Origin of the sequence: Mycobacterium europaeum, assembly GCF_034555895.2 — a bacterium.
In the GTDB taxonomy this organism is placed as follows: domain Bacteria; phylum Actinomycetota; class Actinomycetes; order Mycobacteriales; family Mycobacteriaceae; genus Mycobacterium; species Mycobacterium europaeum.
Map to the genome: position 1 here is coordinate 4,142,945 of NZ_CP157315.1, position 19,209 is coordinate 4,162,153.

Here is a 19,209-nt window from a genome sequence, read left to right on the forward strand (position 1 = left end):
GATGCCTTTCGCCGCTCGCCCGGATGCGCGGCGACCGCCGCCCCGAGTGTCTAGGAACACTAACGGTTTGCGGGCCGCCCCGCCCACGTATCACGCTGGTTACCCAGCAGACTCGGCGGATATCCGTTCGTGCACCGTGAGCAGCACGTGATCAAACTGACTTTGCAGGGCCGCGGTCGAACCGTCTAGGGTTGTCACCTCGGCGAGCAGTTGCCTGGCCAGCGCCCGCAGCTTCACGTTGGTCTCCTGCGACCGCCACTGCAGCACGCGAAATGCCTGCTCGGCGTTGACCCGGTAGACGTACATCAGCACGCCCTTGGCCTGTTCGATCGCCGCCCGGTTTTCCAAGAGGTCCGGCAGCGCCTCGTCGAGCACCTCCTGCCGGGCCTCGTCGAAGGTATCGGTGAGGTCGATGTAATACCCCGCGGTGCCCACCACGGCACCCGACTCGTCGTGCATGCGGTCGGCCACGACGATTGCGTCGTGCACCTTGCCTGCGGTGTCGATGAACCGGTGCCGGCTGGAGAACGACTCCGCCGACTGCAGCGCGTAGTCGAGCACCTCCTGAACGTGCGCGCGGTCGTCGGGGTGCTTGTGCGACAACAACAACTTCGTCGTCGGCTCCACGGTGCCCGGTTCGTAGCCGTGCATCCTGGCCACCTCGTCGGACCACTCCCAGCGCTCACCGATGAACCAGAAGCGGAACGTTCCCACGTTCAGATGCCGGGCCACCGCCTCCACCGGGCTGAGCTGTCGGCCGCGGGGTCCGGCGGGCGTCGCCCCGTCCGCTTCCCCTTGCTCGTGCACGTTTGCATCCTCGCACCCAGGGGATACCACCGGCTACCACCCTGGCCAAATGGGGGTAACGTCGCGTGCGGACCATCCACAACGCGGGAGCGCACGTCCAATGCGCTGAGAGGACGGCTCGGGGCCGTCGACCGTACGAACCTGACCGGGTAATGCCGGCGTAGGGAGATGAGCAATGACCTTGGAACAAACCCCCGTCCTGTCCACAGCCGTCGAGGCCGCCGTGACCACCGGACCCATCGCGGGCAGCAGCAAGGCCTACCGCGAGGTGGAGGCACCCGGCGCCGGTGCCCGCCTTCAGGTTCCGTTCCGGCGCGTGCACCTGTCCACCGGCGACCACTTCGACCTGTACGACACCTCCGGCCCCTACACCGATCCGGACGCGGTGATCGACCTGACGGCCGGGCTGCCGGCTCGGGCCGGCGTGGTCCGCGACCGCGGCACCCAGCTGCAGCGGGCCCGCGCCGGGGAGATCACCGCCGAGATGGCGTTCATCGCCGCCCGCGAGGGCGTGCCCGCCGAGCTGGTGCGTGACGAGGTCGCCCGGGGCCGCGCGGTGATCCCGGCCAACCACAACCACCCCGAGAGCGAGCCGATGATCATCGGCAAGGCCTTCGCGGTCAAGGTCAACGCCAACATCGGCAACTCCGCGGTGACCAGCTCGATCGCCGAGGAGGTCGACAAGATGGTGTGGGCCACCCGGTGGGGCGCCGACACCATCATGGACCTGTCCACCGGCAAGAACATCCACGAGACGCGCGAGTGGATCCTGCGCAACTCCCCCGTGCCGGTCGGCACGGTGCCGATCTACCAGGCGCTGGAGAAGGTCAAGGGCGACCCGACAGAGCTGACGTGGGAGATCTACCGCGACACCGTGATCGAGCAGTGCGAGCAGGGTGTCGACTACATGACCGTGCACGCCGGCGTGCTGCTGCGCTACGTCCCGCTGACCGCCAAGCGGGTGACCGGCATCGTGTCCCGCGGCGGTTCTATCATGGCGGCATGGTGCCTGGCGCATCACCGGGAGTCGTTCCTCTACACCAACTTCGAGGAGCTCTGCGACATCTTCGCGCGCTACGACGTCACCTTCTCCCTCGGTGACGGCCTGCGGCCCGGCTCGATCGCCGACGCCAACGACGCCGCCCAGTTCGCCGAGCTGCGCACCCTGGGCGAGCTCACGAAGATCGCGAAATCCCATGGCGCGCAGGTGATGATCGAGGGCCCCGGGCACGTCCCGATGCACAAGATCGTCGAGAACGTGCGGCTGGAAGAGGAGCTGTGCGAGGAGGCGCCGTTCTACACGCTGGGCCCGCTCGCCACCGACATCGCGCCGGCCTACGACCACATCACCTCGGCGATCGGCGCGGCGATCATCGCCCAGGCCGGCACCGCGATGCTGTGCTACGTGACCCCCAAGGAGCACCTGGGGCTGCCGGACCGCAAGGACGTCAAGGACGGGGTGATCGCGTACAAGATCGCCGCCCACTCCGCCGACCTGGCCAAGGGGCATCCACACGCCCAGGAGCGGGACAACGCACTTTCGCAGGCGCGCTTCGAGTTCCGCTGGAACGACCAGTTCGCATTGTCGCTGGACCCGGACACCGCCAAGGAATTCCACGACGAGACGCTGCCCGCGGAGCCCGCCAAGACCGCGCACTTCTGCTCGATGTGCGGGCCCAAGTTCTGCTCGATGCGGATCACCGCCGACGTCCGGGCCTACGCCGCCGAGCACGGGCTGGACAGCGAGGAGGCGATCGAGGCCGCCATGCAGGCCGGGATGGCCGAGAAGTCACAGGAGTTCGCCGAGCACGGCAACCGGGTGTACCTGCCCATCACCCAGTGAGCTACCTGCCGCTGCCTGCGCCCGGCACCACGCCGCTGCGCGTGCTGACGATCGCCGGGTCCGACTCGGGCGGCGGCGCGGGCATCGAGGCCGACATGCGCACCATGGCGCTGCTGGGGGTGCATGCCTGCGTCGCGGTCTCCGCGGTGACCGTGCAGAACACGCTGGGCGTCAACGGCTTTCACGAGGTACCCGGCGAGGTCGTCGCCGGCCAGATCGACGCGGTGGTCACCGACATCGGCGTCCAGGCCGCCAAGACCGGGATGCTGGCGTCGTCGGCCATCGTCGACACGGTCGCGGCCACCTGGCGGCGGTTGCGGCTGACGGTGCCGCTCGTCGTCGATCCGGTCTGCGCGTCCATGCACGGTGACGCGCTGCTGGAGGCGTCCGCGTTGGATTCCCTTCGCGACCAACTGTTTCCGTTGGCCACGCTGGTGACGCCCAACCTCGACGAGGTCCGGTTGCTGGTCGGCATCGACGTCGTGGACGTGGAGTCGCAGCGGGCGGCCGCCAAGGCGCTGCACGCGCTGGGACCGCGCTGGGTGCTGGTCAAGGGCGGGCACCTCCGATCGTCCGACCGCAGTTGCGACCTGCTCTATGACGGCGCCGGGTTCCACGAGTTCGACTCGGAGCGCCTGCCCGGCGGCAATGACCACGGCGGCGGCGACACGCTGGCCTCCGCCGTGGCGTGCGCGTTGGCGCACGGGTACTCGGTTCCCGACGCGGTCGGGTTCGGGAAGCGATGGGTGACCGAATGCCTGCGCGCCGCCTATCCGCTGGGCCACGGCCACGGCCCCGTCTCCCCCCTGTTCCGGCTGACATGATTGCCCGCTTCTCCCCCGCAAGTGGGCGGTGCCCCCACCTCGGTCCGTTCCGGATCGCGTCGTCAACGGGCGCATGAACCTCGATCCGATCGCCGGTGTCGCGCACCAACCCGACGGGCCACCCGCCGGAGTGGTGGTGCTGACCCACGGGGCCGGTGGCAACCGGGATTCGCCGTTGCTGCAGCAGGTTTGCGACGAATGGGCACGCCGCGGCTGGCTCGCGGTCCGCTACAACCTGCCGTACCGGCGACGCCGGCCCACCGGCCCACCTTCGGGCTCGGCGGCCGCCGACCGCGCCGGGATCGTCGAGGCGATCACGCTGTGCCGCGGCCTGGCCGACGGTCCGTTGATCGCCGGCGGGCACTCCTACGGCGGGCGGCAGACGTCGATGGTGGTGGCCGCCCGCGAAGCTTTTCCTGTTGAAGTCGACATGCTGACACTGTTCTCCTACCCGGTGCATCCGCCGGGGAAGCCGGAGCGGACCCGCACCGAGCACCTGCCCGACATCAGGGTGCCGACGGTGTTCACGCACGGGACGTCGGACCCCTTCGGCACGCCCGACGAGTTGCGCGCCGCCGCCGCGCTGGTCACCGGCACGACCGCCGTTGTCGAGATCGCCGGCGCGCGACACGATCTACGGTCCAAGACCCTGAACGTGCCCGCACTGGCGGTCGACGCCGCGCTGCAGTTGCTCGGCCGCAATTAGACAGTCTGGACTGGACAGTTTCAGCTGTCTAATCTAGGCTGGTGTGGTGGACGGCATCACCGAATCGGCAGCCGCGGCGGCCCGCGATCTGCGGGTGGTCTTCAGCCGGCTGCGACGCCGGCTGAAGGACCTCGCCACCGACGACGACCTGAGTCCGTCGCAGACGGCGGTGCTCAACCGGCTCTGGAAAGAGGGCGCCTCATCGGCGAGCGTCCTGGCTTCGGCCGAGCGGGTACGTCCACAGTCCATGGCCACGATAGTGGCCGCCCTCGAGCAGCGCGGGCTCATCGCGCGCACACCCGACCCGGAAGACCGGCGGCGACAACTGATTTCGCTGACGGCGGCGGGCCGGCGGCGCGCCGAGAGCAACCGGCAGGTCCGGGAGGAGTGGCTGGCGCGCGCCATTCACGAGCGGTATTCCGAACGCGAGCGTCGCGTCATCCTCGACGCGTTGGCGCTGCTCGAGCGCTTGACTGATTGACGAGAAGGGCAAGGGCCACAATGGAACTGGCAATACACTTCATCGACTTTCTACCCGGCAACCCCGCGGCGCTGGGCCCCACGCTGGCCGACGCGGCGAAGGCCGCCGAGCAGGGCGGGGCGACGCTGTTCACGCTGGCCGACCATTTCTTTCAGATGGAGGCCGTGGGACGCGCCGAGGACCCGTTCCTCGAGGGCTACACGTCGCTGGGTTTCCTGGCAGGGCAGACCGCCAGCATCGACCTGAGCCTGCTGGTCACCGGGGTCACCTACCGCTATCCGGGGATGCTGGCCAAGGCGGTCACCACGCTCGACGTCCTGTCCCAGGGCCGCTCGATGCTGGGGCTCGGCGCGGCCTGGTACGACCGCGAGCACGCCGCCCTCGGCTTCCCCTATCCCCCGGTGAGCCAGCGCTTCGAGATGCTCGAAGAGACGCTGCAGATCTGCCGGCAGATGTGGAGCGACGACGACGGGCCCTACCACGGCAAGCATTACCAGCTGGCCGAGACGATCTGTTCACCCCAACCGATTCGGCGCCCGCCGATCCTGATCGGTGGGAACGGCGAGAAGAAGACGCTGCGCCTGGTGGCCCAGTACGCCGACGTCTGGAACAGCACCACGAGCGACGCCGACGAACTCGAGCACAAGATCGAGGTGCTGCACCGCCATTGCGAGACGGTCGGCCGGGACCCGAGCGAAATCCGCAAGACCGTGGGCCATTTCGTGAATCCCTTCGAGGACCCCGACGGCTACCTCAAGACCGCCGAGCGCTACGCCGAACTGGGCGTCGAAATGGTCAACGGCGGCCCGTTCCCGGGTAACCCTGATCCGGTCGGCTTCATCCGCCGCCTCGGCGACGAAGTGATACCCAGGCTCGCGGAAATCGGCTGACAGAGCGGCCGTTCGCTCACCCCGGATAGCGGGAGTAGCACGCGTCCATGTTGCCGGCCACGCCGCCGCGAAAGGCCGCTATCCGGGTGAAACCGGCCGGCACGCTGGTGCCGTCGGCGTCACTGGCGACGACGTGGTTGGTGAGCAAGCCCGCCACCGCCTCGTCGAGATCGCCGGCCGTGAGCAGCAACTGCTTCTGCGACGACAACTCGATGGGTTCGGCCATCTTGCGGTGCACCACGCCGGTCAGGCACGCGGTGCGCAGCGCGGTCCACGGGCTCTGCATGGCCAGCCCGCGTTCGTGCTGCACGGCCAGCGCGTACCGCGACATCACGATCGAGAGCGCGGTGTCGTCGCCCTGCGGCAGGGTCTGTTCGTTCTCGCCGGCGACCTTGCCCATCGCCGCCAGCTTGGGCAGGTCGACGACGATCGTGTTGCTGGCCGGGCAGTAGGACGCCGGCGGGCTGGCCTTGGCGTCCGGGCAGCCGGCCGCCCGGTAGGACAACGCGGGCGGATTCTTCGGGGAGAACACCTTTCCCAGGAGTTCCATCAGGGTGGACAGGGTGTCCCGGTCGAGCGGGACTTCACCGGTCTCCGGGTTCCCGGTGCTGGTGTCGACCCGCAGCGCGTTGGGCAGGTCGCCGCGGCGCTGCTCGATTTCCGCCTTGTCGATCCCCGCGCAGGCCTGGGCGCCGTCGATGAAGCCCATCTGGAAGGCGCTGACGCGGTCCAGGGCCGACCCATGTTCGTCGTCGTTGTCGATGTCATTGTCCAGGACGGGGTCCCGGGTGGTGATGATGCCCGCCAGCACGTGGTCGAGCCCGTCGGCGGTGCTCAGCGTGAACCGCGGCGACTTGCCGTCGGCCACCCAGAACAGGTAGACACCCGCGAAGCAGTCGGCCTGCTGCTCGCGCACGATCGTCGGGTCACGCCTGGTCACCAGCTTCGCCATGGCCTGCAGGGCGTGGCCGAATTCGTGGGCCAGCACACCGTTGACGGACATGTCGCCGAAATACCGCTGCGCGACGGGCATGAACACCCCGCGGTCCCAGGCGATCAGGTTGCACCGCGACGTGTAGAAGGCGTTGACGAGTTCGTAGGTGTCGTTGTGGCAAACGATGGGGCTGGCCGGATCCTTGGAGTTGTACGAGACCATCTTGCCGACCGGAACGAAACGCCCCTTCAGCGATTGGCCGTACACCGACTTCCAGTATTCCTCGATATCGTTGACCGACAGCAACGACAATTTGTCGATCTCGCCGTGGTCGGTGTTGACCACCGTCCCGGTCGGGTCGGGCGCGTTGGTGCGGATCCCGCTGGGGCCGTTCGTCGCGGGCAGGCCGCCCACCCGGAACGGGTCGTTGAGCATCGACAACGCGCGACCGTCGACGAAGGATGTGCAGCCCGCCAGCACGATCGCCGCCGCCGCGCAGCTCCACGCCGCCCGCAGCAAGGCGGCCGCCCGGTGGGGGCGGCGGCCGTCCGGCCGACGTCGACTGCGCGCGCGGCTGTTCATACCAACCCCATCCCGACCGGCTGCAGGGCAGCACCAAAGGGATTCATTCTAGAGCGGTTGGCTAACTACGACAGCACGAATGCGTACGCCGGTGAATGCCGGCCCCGCAGCGGATGCTCGCCGTCGCGCGCCGGTGACCACCGAGGAACGGGCAATCTCCCGGCGGGCGGTCCCGGCGCAGACAGCGAACTTTCCTACGGGCGCGGCGTGGGCGTCTGCTGGGGTCCCATCGGGCCGCCCGGACCCATGCCGCCGGGGCCCATCATGCCGCCCGGACCCATCATTCCGCCGGGGCCCATCATCGGGCAGGTGCCGGCACGGCCGGGGCCGTACCCGTGGTGCCACCCGTCGTGGTGGGCCGAGGACCAGCCCAGGAGCAGCCCCGAGAAGAAGATCACCGCGACGACGAACACGATGCCGGCGACGATGACCACCCACGCGGCCACTTGACCCAGCCGACTGTGCGCGCCCAAACGATGTTCAACACTGGTTTCAGGAGTTTGTGTCATATCCCGAACGATGTCACACGCATACCCACCGGGGGTAGGGACCATTGGCCCTAGAAGGGCGGCGGTTCATCGTCGTCCGGTGGTGCGGGGCCGGCGGGTGACGGTCGGGTGGCCAGTCGGCGCCGACGGTTGCGCCGGCGTTCGGCGGCGACGTGGTGGGCCCGGTTCTGGGCGCGGGTGCGGACGCGGAGGGGCATCCTCGCGGTGCGCTGGCCGCAGCGCTCGCGCGGTGTCGGGGCGGGCACGTCGCCGGTGGGCGCGCACAGGCCGGGGAACAGCAACGCGCTGCCGGGGGTGGTGACGTAGCCGTGCCCGTCGGGCAGCCGCCAGATGACGGTGCCGTCGGGCAGCTGTTCGTCGTGCCAGCCCCAGAACGTCTTGAGTAAATGATGTTGGCGGCAAAGGGCTTTCAGGTTGGATGGATGAGTCAAGCCGCCCTCGGCGTACGGGATCGTGTGGTCGATGTCGCAGTCGGCGGCGGGCCGGTCACACCCCGGCGCCCGGCAGGTCAGGTCGCGGCAGCGTACGAAGTCGGCCAGCCGGGTCGAGGGGGTGTAGCGCTGTTCGGGCTGGGTGGGGATGCTCAGCGGGACCAGCTTGGCCGAGCGCGCCAGTTCGACGATCAGCTCGGCAGAGATCAGTCCGTCGGCACCCAACTCCGAGCCCGGAGCCGACCCGTGTCCCCGGATGCTGGCCTGCTCGGCGATGACATGGATGACGACCGGCGTTGCCGGGGGCCGCTTTCCGGCCGCACAGTCGGGGCGGCCGCAGCGGCAGCCCAGCCGATCGGCTGCGGCCGCCAGCGCCCCCAGCGCGTCGGCGCGCCGCTGGTCGCGGCTGCGCGGGTCATGCTCGCACACCGTGTCCGCGACCGCGCCCAACCGCCGCTCCAGGGCATGGGCGTCCGGGCTGGACAGGCTGCCGCGAATCTCGGACATGCCCCCCTCGAGATCGTCGATCCACACCCCGCGCTCGGTCTGGCACTGCGCGCGACGGCGCACCGCATCGACATCGGCCTTCGCCACGACCCTGTCGACCTCGCCCGCCAGCCGGCCCCGGGTCATCGAGGGCCACCGCGCCGCGCGCGCCGCCAGCTCGGCGTCCACCGCGGCCAGCACCTCGGCATCGGTGATCAGATCGGTGCGATACACGATGGTCTGAAACAGGCGGAAACCGATGTCGCCGGCCCGAAACACCGCCGCCACCCGCGGCAGCCGCTCGCGCATGGCCAGCGCATAGCGCATGAAGCTGCCGGCCATCGCCAAGCTGACCCGGAACGCCGCGGCCACCTCGGCCCCCACCGCCGCCCAGGTGTCCACCGCCCAATCCGCTTCCTCGCCCCGCTGAGCGCGGCGCAGCTCGAACAGATCCCCGATGGCGTCCAACCGATCCGCCACCGCCTGGGCCTCCAAGCGCCATGACGCACACATCCGGTCCACCAGCGCGCGCGACCGCTCGCAGCGCGGTGGCTCCCAATACTCATGTGTCCGGCTATCGAACATGTGTTCGATCATAACCGATGCCACTGACGGTTCAGATCGGGAAAGCCGCGGGTTGTGGATAACCCCGCCGATCACATCCCCGCGCCGAGGCCCATCGCGACGAGCGCCGCGGCCACCAACGCGACCAGCATCAGGATTTCAGGCCACGGTCGCCACGGCCGGGCTTCGATGGCGTACGACATGACCTTGATCGGCCCGGCCGGCGACGGGGGTTCCTGCTCGCGGGTCAACGGTGCGTAGAACTGGTGAAAGTACAGCTGGATCAGCGTCGCGCCGACCCAAAGCCCGATGAGGAAACTCACCGGCTCCACCCCAGCGAGGAACAGCACGATCACCATCGCGGCGGCGAGCATGAGTGACGCCGCATCCGATTTCGCCGTCGCCCGGACCTTACCGCCGTAAGCCTTGTCCAGCGCGGCGCGGCGACGCCGGTACGGCAGCATGAAGAAGGTGAACTTGCCGAGAATGTGCGCACCGGCCAGGACGGCGAGCACGGTAGCCGCGATGGTCACCGACACAGTCTCACAAAACGGGAGTCCGATTGCGCTACGGCACCCGGGTCCGATGCCGTTTGTCGTGCGGGGGCACGCCGTTGACGCCGCCGATCGACTGGGCGTAGCTGCCCACCGCGTATGCGACGCCGGAACCCATGACGGCCAACGCATCCCGGTTGATGTTGTCGACGGTCTCGCGGGGGCCCTGGTAGTTGGGATCGAACGGGACGCCGGCCTGACCGCCCCATAGCCGGGCCTGCACCGTGGTCTTCTGCTGCGTGGCGCCCGCGGTCATGCCTCCGATCGGCACCCCCGCGACCATGAAGGGGTGATAGTCGGCACGAGTGCTCAGCGGCATGTCGGCGGGTCGCTTCCCGGCCAGGTTCAGATAGGCGGCCAGGGTGCGCTCGATGCCGGCCGACCCGTCAGGCACGTCCGCGTAGGTCACCCCCGGCGCAGGCGGGCCGGACTGGTCACCGTCTTCGGTGAAGAAGCCCGCGTTGGGTGAACCCAGCGTGGTGAAGTTCAGGTACAGCGCGATGTCGTTGAGCTGGTCGCTGTTCATGCCGAACACGTAGTCCATCACGCCGTTGAGCCCGTCCTCGTCGGCACCCCAGAACGCGAACCTGACCGCGTTGTTCACCGGCGCCAGGGGGCCCAGCTGCAACGCCGTCTCCAGCACCGCGGCCACACCGGTACCGTCGTCGTTGATGCCGGGACCGCCGCGGGGGCCGTCGAGATGCGCGCCGACCATGACCACTTCGTGCGGCGATCCGGTCTTGGTCTGCGCCAACACGTTTCGCGATGTGATCGTCATGTTGCGGGCGTCGAGCACCAGGCGGATGGGCGCGCTCGCGTCGGCGAGCGCGGTCGCGGCATACGGACCGGCGACGGCGACCGGCACGGTCAGCTGCTTGAAGTAACCCGGGGTGAACAACGTGGGCGGGGCGCCCTGGCCGGCCGGGGCGCTGAGCACGATCAGCGCGGCCGCCCCCTTGGCCACCGCGACGTTCTGCTTGTCCACCACCGAACAACGCGCGTCGTCGACGACGGCGATCGAGCCCTTGGGCAGCCCGGAAGGGTAATCGCCGGCCGCACAGCCCGAGGGCTGGCTGGGCCGGACCGGTTGGCCGCTCAGGCCGCCGGGCGGGGTCTGCACCAGCAGCGAGGCCTGGTCGACGGCATAACTGCGGCCGGCCACGGTCATCGCCGGCCTGCCCGGGGAGACGGTGTACACCCGGTCGAACTGGGGCGTCACCACCTCGAAACCCCTGTCGCGCAAGGCCTTCGCCACGTAGTCGACGCTGGCGTCGTAGCCGGGTGTGCCGTCCGCGCGGTTCCCCTTGTTGGCGTCGGCGATGTTCTGCAGCGCGTGCAGGTGGGCGAGCATCCGGTCGGCGGTCACCTTCTCCGCCAGCGCCCGACCCAGGTCCGGTGCGGCCGCGGGCGCCCCCGGCCGGTGCGACGAGCAGCCGGCCAGCAGCGCGGCCACCAGCAGCAGTGTCACCCCCAGGCGGCGGGTCATGGCTTGCTCAGCGTGTGACGTGTGCGGTCCTCCCGCACGGGAACCCCGTTGCGACCGTCGACGTCCTGGGCGTACAGACCCACGGCGTAGGCGACCCCGCCGCCGTTGACCCCCAGTGCCGACCGGTCGATGTGCTCGAGGGTGTCGGTCTTCTGGTGATAGTTGGGGTCGAACGGCTGGTCGGCCGTCCCGCCCCACAGCTTGGCCTGGTCGGCGGACATCTTCGCCTCGGCGCCGGAGAACAGGCCGCCGGCGGGGACGCCCGCAAGGGTGAATCCGTCGTAGTCGGAGCGGCCGTCGAACGCGGTGTCCTGGGCGGTCTTCCCGGCGGACTTCAGGTAGGCCACCAGCGTGCGCTCGATGCCGGCCGACCCCTCCGGTACCACCGGCTGGCCACGGGCGTCGGCCGGCAGCGATTGGTCCCCGTCATAGGTGAAGTAGCCGGGATTCGGGGACGCGAGCATGTCGAAATTCAGGTAGAGCGCAATGCTTTTGAGCGCGGCCAGGTCCAGCGACTCGACGTAGTTGCGCGAGCCGATCAGGCCGAGTTCCTCCGCGCCCCAGAACCCGAACCGCACCGCGTTGCGCACCTGTGGCGAACTCCCCAGCCGAAGCGCGGTTTCCAGCACCGCGGCCACCCCCGAACCGTCGTCGTTGATGCCCGGCCCGTCGGGCACGCTGTCCAGGTGCGCGCCCGCCATGACGACGTTGGCCGTCGACCCCGTCTTGGTCTGCGCAATCACGTTGCGGGCCTTGAAGCTCTGGACGCTCGCGTTCAGTTTGATGGTGGCGGGCCCGGGCCGGGTGCGCAATTGCACGCCCACTGACTTGGTCACGCCCACCACCGGGATCTTGACGTACGTATCCGGCCCCAGGGTGCCACCCATCTGTTGTTCGTCGACGTTGTCGGCGACGATCATCGCGGCCACCCCGTGCTGCGCCGCGACGTCCTCCTTCTGGGCGAAGGGGCAGGTGCCGCGGTCCACGAGCACCACGGCCCCCTGCACCGGGAGGTTGCCGTAATCCGATGCCGCGCACCCGAGGGCGTTGCTGGCGGGCAGGGCCACCAGCGGCCCGCTCACCCCCTCCGGCGGGGTGCCGAGGCTGAAGTCGAGCGCGCGCGCCTCCACCTCCAGGCCACCGACGGTCACCACCGGCTTGTCCCCGTGGAACACCCGCGCCGAGAACTCGGGGGTGGCCACGTCGAAACCGCTGCCGCGCAACGCGTTTACCACGTAGTCGACGCTCGCCTCGTAGCCGGGGGTGCCCACCGCCCGGGTCCCGTTGTTGGCGTTGGCAATGTCCTGGAGCTTTGCCAGGTGGGCCATCATCGCGTCGGTCGTGACTTTGTCGTGCAGGGCGCCGGCGAACTTGACCGCGTCGGGGTTACCGGTCGCCGGTTGCGAGGTCCGATGGAAGCAGCCGGCCGAGAATGCGGTCAGGGCGACCAAGACGAGCGCCGCCGGGATCGTCGCGCGTTTCTTCACCATCGCGCCCCAGGTTAGACCGCGTCACCAGCGGCCGGGTTCAGGACACGGCGGTGTCAGACGTAGAGCGCATTGAAAGGCGCAACGGGAATGTTGCGCACCACAAACCACGCCGCGACCAGCGCCAGCGTCACGGCCGCGGCCCAGCGGCGGTGTTGCCAGCTGCGGACCCGCCGGCCCGCCAGGCGTCCATAGGTCCAGGCGAGGTACGCCCACACCAACAGCACGACGGCCGCCAGGCCCAACGCGTTGAACCTGGCGGCCGCCATCACATTGCCGTGCATCAGGGAATACAGCATGCGCAGGCTGCCGCATCCCGGGCAGTCGATTCCCAACAGCGCCTTGGTGGGGCACACGGGCAGCGGTCCGTTGGGGGTGGTCGGGTCACCCGCCCAGATGGCGGCGCACATCAACGTCGTGGACGCCGCCACCACCAGTGGCGCGCCCAGACTCTGCGGCACCGATACCGGGCGGGTCACCATGGTCGCGAGCCGGGCTTAGAACATCGCGGCCAGCGCCGCATTGGTGTTGGTGTTCAGCGCGCCGACCGCCATCAAGATGCCGTAGATGATGCCGACGACGACGCCGATGACCGCCGACCAGATCACCCACTTCTTGGCGCTGTCGGCGGATGCCTGCGCCTCGGCATAACGGCCTTGTGCCCAAAGACCGTTGACTTGGCTGGACTTGACGATCGCCACGATCCCGAACGGGAGACAGCAGAACAGGGTCACCAGGATGGACCACACCAAGTAGTTGTTCGGTGCTTGTCCGGCGGGCTGCGGCGGCGGATAACCAGGCGGCGGTGGGGGTGGTGCCGGCGGCTGTGTCATGGGTTCTCCAGTCCCGAGAAGTTAGCTGGCGTGAAGCGGTGCTAACCATACCCGCGCACACTCGCGGCGGCACTGGCAATTTGAAAATCTCCCCTGCACGCGCCGGCGCGCGGCACAACGCTCTCGAGGGGCTCAAGCCCCGGCCGGCCCCGCCGCCTTCCCGGCGATCGCCGGAAGCACACGTGAGACACGTGCTCTAGCAAAGGTTTTGGTGACCAACGATTCGTCTGCACCGCGCCGCGGTGTCGAGAAGGATGCCCAGACAGACAATTTCCAGCGGAATGTGTTGCTTTGTCACGACATAGCTCTACGATCCCTACATAGCGGACGCGTGTTTCTCCGGTGAGCGACGCCGGTTCGACAACCGCCTAGGAGTCACAGGATGGTGCATCCCGGCAACGCGCTGCGGGCCGCGACGGCCGCGGTGCTGGCGGGCGGTTTCGCCTTAGCGGGCGCGGTCACCGCAACCGCGGATCCCGCCAATATGGGTAGTACGTCGGACATCAACACGCTCGCGGCATCGCTGTCGAAGGGCTACGGCCTGAACAACTGCACCACCCAGAGCATCACCACCGGCGAACTGGCTTCGCTGACCTGCGGGCAGAGCCCGGACCCGAGCGGACCGGTCCAGGCCAAGTACATCCTGTTCAACAACGCCGACAACCTGGCCGGCTCGTTCAAGGCGAGCATCAATGACGACGTGCTGGGCGCCTGCGGGGACAGCGGCCAATCGCCCACCAACTGGCACCAGGGCAGCAACAGCGGCAACGCCGGGCGGGTGGCGTGTGGGACGTATCGAAACGCCGCCGAGATCATCTGGACCACTGAAGCCAAGAACATCTTGAGCTACATCCGCGGATCCAACGCCGACGCCGCGGCGCTGTACCAGTGGTGGCGGGCCAACGGCTGACATTTTCGTTGGGGGGCAACGGTTTTCTGCACCACCCATCCAACAACCGCAAGGAGTCAACCACATGTCACATCCCACCACCGCGCTGCGCGCCGTGTCCGCCGCAGTGCTCACCGGCAGCCTGGCCCTGGCGGGTAGCGCACCCGCGGCCGCCGAACCCAACACCGGCAGCGCCGCCGACATGAACACGCTGGCCGCCAACCTCTCGAAGGGTTACGGCCTGAACAACTGCAAGCCGCAGGAGCTGACCGAATCGGGCGAACTGGCCGAACTGCTGTGCGGTCAGAGCCCCGACCCGAGCGGACCGGGCTCCGGTGTCTACGCCCTCTTCTCCAACGGCACGAACCTGGCCTCCGCGTTCAGCTCCACCATCAAGGACGTGTCGCTGGCCGCGTGCGGGGACGCCGGGCAGTCACCGGGGACCTGGAAGCAGAACGGCCAGACGGGCGGGCAGATCGCCTGCGGCACCTACAAGAACTACGCGACGTTGACCTGGACCACCGACGCCAAGAACGTGCTGGGCCACCTCACCTCGTCCAGCTCCGACGTCAACGCGCTCTACCAGTGGTGGCGCACGAACGGCTGACCCGTCACCACAGCGCGGCCACCAGTCCGGCGACGGCGCGCATCCCGGCGGCGTTCGGGTGCAGCGGCGCCGCCCGACCCGGCAGCGGCACACCGGGTCTGGTGGTCCACGGCTCGGCCGACCACGCGTGGTGTTCGCGGCTGGCCGCCGCGGCACGGACCACCTCGCACCCCGTTGCGCTCGCCGCGTCGGCCGTGAGCCCTTCCAGCGTCGCGGCCACGTGGCGACCGAGGTCGGCGTCCGCGCCCGAAAGTGGGGCGGCCGGCGTGCCCGCGGGCGGCAGGACGGTCAGGTAGTCGACGAACATCACCCGGGCCCGCGGGGCACGCCCGCGCGCCGCGTGACCGACCGTGCACAACGATTCGAACACCGCGTCCAGGGCCCGATTCCGCGCGTCGGTGTCGAGCAACTCGGAGATGCGCGCACCCAGCAGCGGCAGCCGCCGGAACGGGCGCGGCAGGGCGGCCGCCATCAGCAGCGGGATGTAGCCGACGTCGTTGCCGCCGATCGTGATGGTCACCAGGCTTTCCGAACCGTTCAGGGCGGTGATCTGGGGCGGCGCGCCGCGCTGGCGGTCGGCGAGGACGTGGGCGGTGGTCGCGCCGGAAAAGGTGGCGTCTACCAGTTCGAGGCCGCACCGCCGCGCGACCAGGTGCGGATAGTTGCGCGCGGACCGGCCCGAGCCCCAGGGAGCCCCCGCGGCCCTGGGCCGGATGCCGGGACCGGCAGCCATCGAACTCCCCAGCGCCACATACCGTTTCGATGGACTCTTCGCTTCGCTCATCGCCCGGCGGTTTTCATCGATCGGGGCTGGATGCCTGCGCCCAGAAGCGTTTGGGAATCCGGCCGGCCCGGCGGGCCAGGTAGCCGGCGGTGACGGCGGCGGCCATCGCGGCCGCCATCGCCGCCGGGTCGGCTGCCCGGGTCACGGCGGTGGCCAAAAGCACGGCTTCGCAACCCAGTTCCATCGCCAGCGCGGCGTCGCTGGCGGTGCCGATGCCGGCGTCGAGCACCACCGGGACGCCGGCCCGGGCAACGATCATCTCGATGTTGTGCGGGTTGGTGATGCCCAGCCCGGTGCCGATCGGCGAACCGAGCGGCATGACCGCCGCGCACCCGGCGTCTTCGAGCCGGCGCGCCAACACCGGGTCGTCGTTGGTGTAGGGCAGCACGACGAACCCGTCATCGACCAGTTGCTCTGCCGCCCGGACCAATTCGACCGCATCGGGCAGCAGCGTGCGTTCGTCGGCGATGACCTCCAGCTTGACCCAGTTCGTGTTCAGCGCCTCGCGGGCCAGTTGCGCGGTGAGCACCGCCTCGGCCGCGCCGCGGCACCCCGCGGTATTGGGCAGCGGCGTGATGCCAAGCCGGTTGAGCAGGTCCAGCAGCCCCGTCCCGCCGTCGGCGTCGACGCGCCGCATCGCGACGGTGGTCAACTCGGTGCCCGAGGCGACCAGCGCCTCTTCCAGCGCCGCCAGGCTGCTCGCTCCCCCGGTGCCCATGATGAGCCGCGAGGCGAAGCTGCGGTCGCCGATCGTGAGTTTCGCTTCAGCCACCCTGCACCGCCGTCACCACCTCGAGTCGAGCGCCATCGAAAAGTGTTGTTGTCCAGCTGGATCGGGGCAGAACGGCGTCGCCCATCGCCACCGCGACGCCCCGGTCCGGGTAGCCCAGCGACGCCAGCAGCGCGGCCACCGTGGTCTGCTCGTCGATCTCGACCTGCTGCTCGTTCACCACGACGATCATGACGGGGCTCCGACCGGGGCCAACTGGGAGACGATTTCTTCCGCAGTCCACGGCGCCAGCAGAAACCCGGACCGGCCGTGGCCGCCGGCGACCAGGGTTCGCTCGTCCAGGCGCCGCACCAGCGGCAGGTTGTCGGGTGTCATCGGGCGCAGCCCGGCGGCGCACTCGGCCAGCTCGTACTCGCCCAGCGCCGGCAGCACCGCGCAGGCGTCGTCGAGCAGGTCGCGCACCCCGGACACGACCGGGGCGGTGTCGCGCCCGTGTTCGTACTGGGTGGCCCCGACGACCACCCCGTCCGGGCGCGGCACCAGGTAGACCTGCCGCCCGCGCACGCGGGCGCGAATGACGCGCTGCGGCACCGGCATACAGCCGCGCCGCCAGCGCAGGCGCAGCACCTCCCCCTTGACCGGGCGCACGGGCAGGCCGGGCCACAACGCGGGGGCGTCGATGCCGTTGGCGATCACCACGGCGTCGCCCTCGACCGCGGACAGCTCGTGCGCCGGCGCCGCCCAGCACACCCCCAGGCGCTCGCACTCCGCCGAGAGGGCTTGCAGCACCGCGCGGTTGTCCACCGCCAGCTCCGTGGGCGCCCGGAAGCCGTGCCGGATGCCCTGGGCCAGCAGCGGTTCGATGTCCCGGGCAGCCGACTCCCAGATCACCGGGTGCCCCTGCGCGGACAACCACTCGGCGACGGTGCGCAGGTCCGCGACGTCGGCCCGGTCGACGGCCACCACCAGCGACTCCCGGGCGGTGACCACCTGCGGCGGCAGGCCATCGAGGAAACCCTCACGCCACAGCCGCAGCGACTCGCACCCCAGCCGCAACAGCCGTTCCTCGCCGGGCCAGCCTTCGCTGTGCGGGGCCAGCATGCCGCCGGCGACCCACGACGCGCCCTTGTCGGCGGTGCGGTGCACCCGCACCGACCAGCCGGCCTGCGCAGCGCGGCGCGCCACCGCGAGCCCGATGACGCCGCCGCCGATGACCGCCAACGACCCAGGGTCTGTTGGCATCCTTGGCCTCCCTTCGCCGGCATGACCCGGATCAGGTGTGACGGTAAGGGCAGGCGCGCCCACTCTCAGACCCCGTTCCTGGGACTCCCGTGTCTCACTGAGTTCTTCGGCTTCCACGCTAGCGCGCTAGCGTCGCGGTGTGCATCAGCGAGTTAGGCGGCTGGCGGCCGCGCGCCTGTATTTGTGCACCGACGCGCGCCGGGAGCGTGGTGATCTGGCCCAATTCGCCGACGCCGCCCTGGCCGGCGGTGTCGACGTCATCCAGCTGCGTGACAAGGGGTCGCCCGGCGAGCAGCGGTTCGGGCCCCTCGAGGCGCGCGAGGAGCTGGCCGCGTGCGAGGTCCTGGCCGACGCGGCCCGGCGGCACGGCGCCCTGTTCGCGGTCAACGACCGGGCGGACATCGCGCGCGCGGCCGGCGCCGACGTGCTGCACCTCGGGCAGGGTGACCTGCCGCTGGACATCGCGCGCGGGATCGTCGGCCCGGGCACGCTGCTCGGCCTGTCCAGCCATGACGTCGACCAGGCCGCCGCGGCCAGTTCTTCGGGGCCCGCGGGGCCGGACTACTTCTGCGTCGGCCCGTGCTGGCCCACCCCGACCAAACCGGGCCGCGAGGCGCCGGGCCTGGAGCTGGTGCGGGCCGCCGCGCGGCTCGCACCCGACAAGCCGTGGTTCGCGATCGGCGGGATCGACGAGCAGCGGCTGCCGGAGGTGCTCGCAGCCGGCGCCCGCCGCATCGTGGTGGTGCGCGCGATCACCGCGGCCGATGACCCGCGGGCCGCGGCGGAGCGGCTCAGCTCAGCGCTTGCAGCAGCGAGTTGATCCGGGGATGCATGGGCGCCTCGTCGGCGTCACCCGGCACGCACCAGACGAAGACGCCGGCCTCGATCTCCAAGGTGCGGGGCAGGTGCCGCCGCCGCTCGTCGCCGTGATGCAGCGGCACCAGGGCCGTCGCCGTGCGCAGCCGGTGCCAGCTGGCCGCGAAACCGGGATGCAGTGGCAGCCCGGCCACCTCGTCCTCGGCGACCCAGCGCATCTCGGAGCTCTCCCCGTTGGGCACGGTGTTCAGCAACTCGGGCGCGTCGGCGACGACCGTGGTGTAGGTCCAGCGCGCGCCGCCGGGCCCCGCGACGTCGGCGGTGACCAGCGTCGACCGCACCGTCACCAGCTCGCCCGCCAGGCCGGCCTCCTCGTGGGCCTCGCGGACCGCGGTCTCCTCCGGGGTCTCGTGGCTGTCGCGGGCGCCGCCCGGCAGGCCCCAGGTACCGCCCTGATGGCTCCACACCGCGCGGTGCTGCAGCAGCACGGCGGGGGTGCCGTCCGGCCGCGGGGCCCGCAGCAGCAGACCGGCCGCGCCGAAGCGGCCCCAGTACGGGGTGCCGCTGCTGGAAACCACCCAACCGTCGCCGTCGCCGTGCACGCGTTCAGGATATGCGGGTGATCGCCTGGTCAATCGGTCTGCCTCCGCCCATCCGCCGGAAGATTCTCTTAGAATTCGCTTATAGAGTTTCGTGCAGCGTTCCAGTGGCCGCGAAAGATGAG

22 protein-coding genes and 1 riboswitch are annotated in these 19,209 nt (G+C 70.0%); of the genes, 8 read left to right on the plus strand and 14 right to left on the minus strand.

The window, feature by feature from the left end:
* Nucleotides 1–99: 99 nt before the first annotated feature.
* On the minus strand, nucleotides 100–741 hold the full coding sequence (locus tag U8D42_RS19135; RefSeq protein ID WP_244275253.1) for a PAS and ANTAR domain-containing protein: 642 nt from the start codon (nucleotides 739–741) through the stop codon (nucleotides 100–102).
* A gap of 139 nt (nucleotides 742–880) precedes the next feature.
* Nucleotides 881–991: riboswitch (TPP riboswitch) on the plus strand.
* Here U8D42_RS19135 and thiC point away from each other — a divergent pair.
* The 5 genes from thiC (at nucleotide 983) to U8D42_RS19160 (ending at nucleotide 5,551) form a co-directional block, all read left to right on the plus strand.
* On the plus strand, nucleotides 983–2,650 hold the full coding sequence (gene thiC, locus U8D42_RS19140) for a phosphomethylpyrimidine synthase ThiC (protein WP_431523791.1): 1,668 nt from the start codon (nucleotides 983–985) through the stop codon (nucleotides 2,648–2,650). (Overlaps the previous riboswitch by 9 nt.)
* The gene (gene thiD, locus U8D42_RS19145; RefSeq protein WP_322858596.1) at nucleotides 2,647–3,474 is read left to right on the plus strand and encodes a bifunctional hydroxymethylpyrimidine kinase/phosphomethylpyrimidine kinase; all 828 of its coding nucleotides are present in this window, start codon (nucleotides 2,647–2,649) and stop codon (nucleotides 3,472–3,474) included. Before thiC ends, thiD begins: the two co-directional genes overlap by 4 nt.
* Before the next feature lie 73 nt (nucleotides 3,475–3,547).
* On the plus strand, nucleotides 3,548–4,180 hold the full coding sequence (locus tag U8D42_RS19150) for an alpha/beta hydrolase family protein (protein WP_322858595.1): 633 nt from the start codon (nucleotides 3,548–3,550) through the stop codon (nucleotides 4,178–4,180).
* Nucleotides 4,181–4,226: 46 nt separating this feature from the next.
* Nucleotides 4,227–4,661, plus strand: a complete 435-nt coding sequence (locus U8D42_RS19155) for a MarR family winged helix-turn-helix transcriptional regulator (protein WP_322858594.1) — start codon at nucleotides 4,227–4,229, stop codon at nucleotides 4,659–4,661.
* A gap of 20 nt (nucleotides 4,662–4,681) precedes the next feature.
* Nucleotides 4,682–5,551, plus strand: coding sequence for an LLM class F420-dependent oxidoreductase (locus tag U8D42_RS19160; RefSeq protein WP_322858593.1), 870 nt, complete (start codon nucleotides 4,682–4,684; stop codon nucleotides 5,549–5,551).
* A gap of 16 nt (nucleotides 5,552–5,567) precedes the next feature.
* On the opposite strand, the gene U8D42_RS19165 is transcribed toward U8D42_RS19160, so the two are convergent.
* From U8D42_RS19165 to U8D42_RS19200, 8 genes are all read right to left on the minus strand, one after another.
* Entirely contained in the window at nucleotides 5,568–7,067 is a 1,500-nt protein-coding gene (locus U8D42_RS19165) for a peptidase (protein ID WP_322858592.1), read from the minus strand.
* A 194-nt stretch (nucleotides 7,068–7,261) separates the two neighbouring features.
* Nucleotides 7,262–7,513 (minus strand): hypothetical protein, encoded by a 252-nt coding sequence (locus U8D42_RS19170; RefSeq protein WP_208859332.1) that lies wholly within the window; start codon nucleotides 7,511–7,513, stop codon nucleotides 7,262–7,264.
* Nucleotides 7,514–7,626: 113 nt separating this feature from the next.
* The gene (locus U8D42_RS19175) at nucleotides 7,627–9,078 is read right to left on the minus strand and encodes an HNH endonuclease signature motif containing protein (protein ID WP_322858591.1); all 1,452 of its coding nucleotides are present in this window, start codon (nucleotides 9,076–9,078) and stop codon (nucleotides 7,627–7,629) included.
* Nucleotides 9,079–9,149: 71 nt separating this feature from the next.
* On the minus strand, nucleotides 9,150–9,590 hold the full coding sequence (locus U8D42_RS19180) for a hypothetical protein (RefSeq protein WP_322858590.1): 441 nt from the start codon (nucleotides 9,588–9,590) through the stop codon (nucleotides 9,150–9,152).
* A 34-nt stretch (nucleotides 9,591–9,624) separates the two neighbouring features.
* Complete coding sequence (locus tag U8D42_RS19185; RefSeq protein WP_322858589.1) at nucleotides 9,625–11,097, minus strand: M28 family peptidase; 1,473 nt, start codon at nucleotides 11,095–11,097, stop codon at nucleotides 9,625–9,627.
* Complete coding sequence (locus U8D42_RS19190; protein ID WP_322858588.1) at nucleotides 11,094–12,587, minus strand: M28 family metallopeptidase; 1,494 nt, start codon at nucleotides 12,585–12,587, stop codon at nucleotides 11,094–11,096. Before U8D42_RS19190 ends, U8D42_RS19185 begins: the two co-directional genes overlap by 4 nt.
* A gap of 53 nt (nucleotides 12,588–12,640) precedes the next feature.
* Nucleotides 12,641–13,066 carry a DUF2752 domain-containing protein gene (locus U8D42_RS19195; RefSeq protein ID WP_322858587.1) on the minus strand — a complete coding sequence of 142 codons (426 nt, stop codon included), beginning with the start codon at nucleotides 13,064–13,066 and terminating at the stop codon, nucleotides 12,641–12,643.
* 15 nt (nucleotides 13,067–13,081) lie between these two features.
* The gene (locus U8D42_RS19200) at nucleotides 13,082–13,417 is read right to left on the minus strand and encodes a CD225/dispanin family protein (RefSeq protein WP_085240741.1); all 336 of its coding nucleotides are present in this window, start codon (nucleotides 13,415–13,417) and stop codon (nucleotides 13,082–13,084) included.
* A 382-nt stretch (nucleotides 13,418–13,799) separates the two neighbouring features.
* Between U8D42_RS19200 and U8D42_RS19205 the strand changes: the two genes are divergently transcribed.
* Nucleotides 13,800–14,327, plus strand: coding sequence for a serine/threonine protein kinase (locus tag U8D42_RS19205; RefSeq protein WP_322858586.1), 528 nt, complete (start codon nucleotides 13,800–13,802; stop codon nucleotides 14,325–14,327).
* Nucleotides 14,328–14,391: 64 nt separating this feature from the next.
* Entirely contained in the window at nucleotides 14,392–14,913 is a 522-nt protein-coding gene (locus U8D42_RS19210; RefSeq protein WP_085240739.1) for a serine/threonine protein kinase, read from the plus strand.
* A 4-nt stretch (nucleotides 14,914–14,917) separates the two neighbouring features.
* Here the strand turns inward: U8D42_RS19210 and U8D42_RS19215 are convergent, their stop codons facing one another.
* From U8D42_RS19215 to thiO, 4 genes are all read right to left on the minus strand, one after another.
* Nucleotides 14,918–15,646: an SGNH/GDSL hydrolase family protein gene (locus U8D42_RS19215; RefSeq protein WP_348636925.1), complete on the minus strand. Its 729-nt coding sequence runs from the start codon at nucleotides 15,644–15,646 to the stop codon at nucleotides 14,918–14,920.
* A gap of 64 nt (nucleotides 15,647–15,710) precedes the next feature.
* Nucleotides 15,711–16,469, minus strand: a complete 759-nt coding sequence (locus tag U8D42_RS19220) for a thiazole synthase (RefSeq protein WP_322858584.1) — start codon at nucleotides 16,467–16,469, stop codon at nucleotides 15,711–15,713.
* Complete coding sequence (gene thiS, locus U8D42_RS19225) at nucleotides 16,462–16,659, minus strand: sulfur carrier protein ThiS (protein ID WP_085240736.1); 198 nt, start codon at nucleotides 16,657–16,659, stop codon at nucleotides 16,462–16,464. The genes U8D42_RS19220 and thiS overlap by 8 nt, the downstream gene beginning before the upstream one ends.
* The gene (gene thiO / locus U8D42_RS19230) at nucleotides 16,656–17,669 is read right to left on the minus strand and encodes a glycine oxidase ThiO (protein ID WP_085240735.1); all 1,014 of its coding nucleotides are present in this window, start codon (nucleotides 17,667–17,669) and stop codon (nucleotides 16,656–16,658) included. Before thiO ends, thiS begins: the two co-directional genes overlap by 4 nt.
* 139 nt (nucleotides 17,670–17,808) lie before the next feature.
* On the opposite strand from thiO, the gene thiE reads away from it, so the two are divergent.
* A complete protein-coding gene (gene thiE / locus U8D42_RS19235) occupies nucleotides 17,809–18,489 on the plus strand; it encodes a thiamine phosphate synthase (protein WP_322858583.1) in 681 nt (226 codons plus the stop codon).
* Here the strand turns inward: thiE and U8D42_RS19240 are convergent.
* Nucleotides 18,461–19,087, minus strand: coding sequence for an NUDIX hydrolase (locus tag U8D42_RS19240; protein WP_322858582.1), 627 nt, complete (start codon nucleotides 19,085–19,087; stop codon nucleotides 18,461–18,463). The two genes, thiE and U8D42_RS19240, sit on opposite strands and share 29 nt — an antisense overlap.
* Nucleotides 19,088–19,209: the final 122 nt, after the last annotated feature.

Coding starts and splice junctions, on each gene's coding strand:
- thiC (WP_431523791.1), top strand. CDS start 983: ATGACCTTGGAACAAACCCCCGTCCTGTCCACAGCCGTCGAGGCCGCC.
- U8D42_RS19150 (WP_322858595.1), top strand. CDS start 3,548: ATGAACCTCGATCCGATCGCCGGTGTCGCGCACCAACCCGACGGGCCA.
- U8D42_RS19160 (WP_322858593.1), top strand. CDS start 4,682: ATGGAACTGGCAATACACTTCATCGACTTTCTACCCGGCAACCCCGCG.
- U8D42_RS19165 (WP_322858592.1), bottom strand. CDS start 7,067: ATGAACAGCCGCGCGCGCAGTCGACGTCGGCCGGACGGCCGCCGCCCC.
- U8D42_RS19175 (WP_322858591.1), bottom strand. CDS start 9,078: ATGTTCGATAGCCGGACACATGAGTATTGGGAGCCACCGCGCTGCGAG.
- U8D42_RS19185 (WP_322858589.1), bottom strand. CDS start 11,097: ATGACCCGCCGCCTGGGGGTGACACTGCTGCTGGTGGCCGCGCTGCTG.
- U8D42_RS19190 (WP_322858588.1), bottom strand. CDS start 12,587: ATGGTGAAGAAACGCGCGACGATCCCGGCGGCGCTCGTCTTGGTCGCC.
- U8D42_RS19195 (WP_322858587.1), bottom strand. CDS start 13,066: ATGGTGACCCGCCCGGTATCGGTGCCGCAGAGTCTGGGCGCGCCACTG.
- U8D42_RS19200 (WP_085240741.1), bottom strand. CDS start 13,417: ATGACACAGCCGCCGGCACCACCCCCACCGCCGCCTGGTTATCCGCCG.
- U8D42_RS19205 (WP_322858586.1), top strand. CDS start 13,800: ATGGTGCATCCCGGCAACGCGCTGCGGGCCGCGACGGCCGCGGTGCTG.
- U8D42_RS19210 (WP_085240739.1), top strand. CDS start 14,392: ATGTCACATCCCACCACCGCGCTGCGCGCCGTGTCCGCCGCAGTGCTC.
- U8D42_RS19215 (WP_348636925.1), bottom strand. CDS start 15,646: ATGGCTGCCGGTCCCGGCATCCGGCCCAGGGCCGCGGGGGCTCCCTGG.
- thiS (WP_085240736.1), bottom strand. CDS start 16,659: ATGATCGTCGTGGTGAACGAGCAGCAGGTCGAGATCGACGAGCAGACC.
- thiO (WP_085240735.1), bottom strand. CDS start 17,669: ATGCCAACAGACCCTGGGTCGTTGGCGGTCATCGGCGGCGGCGTCATC.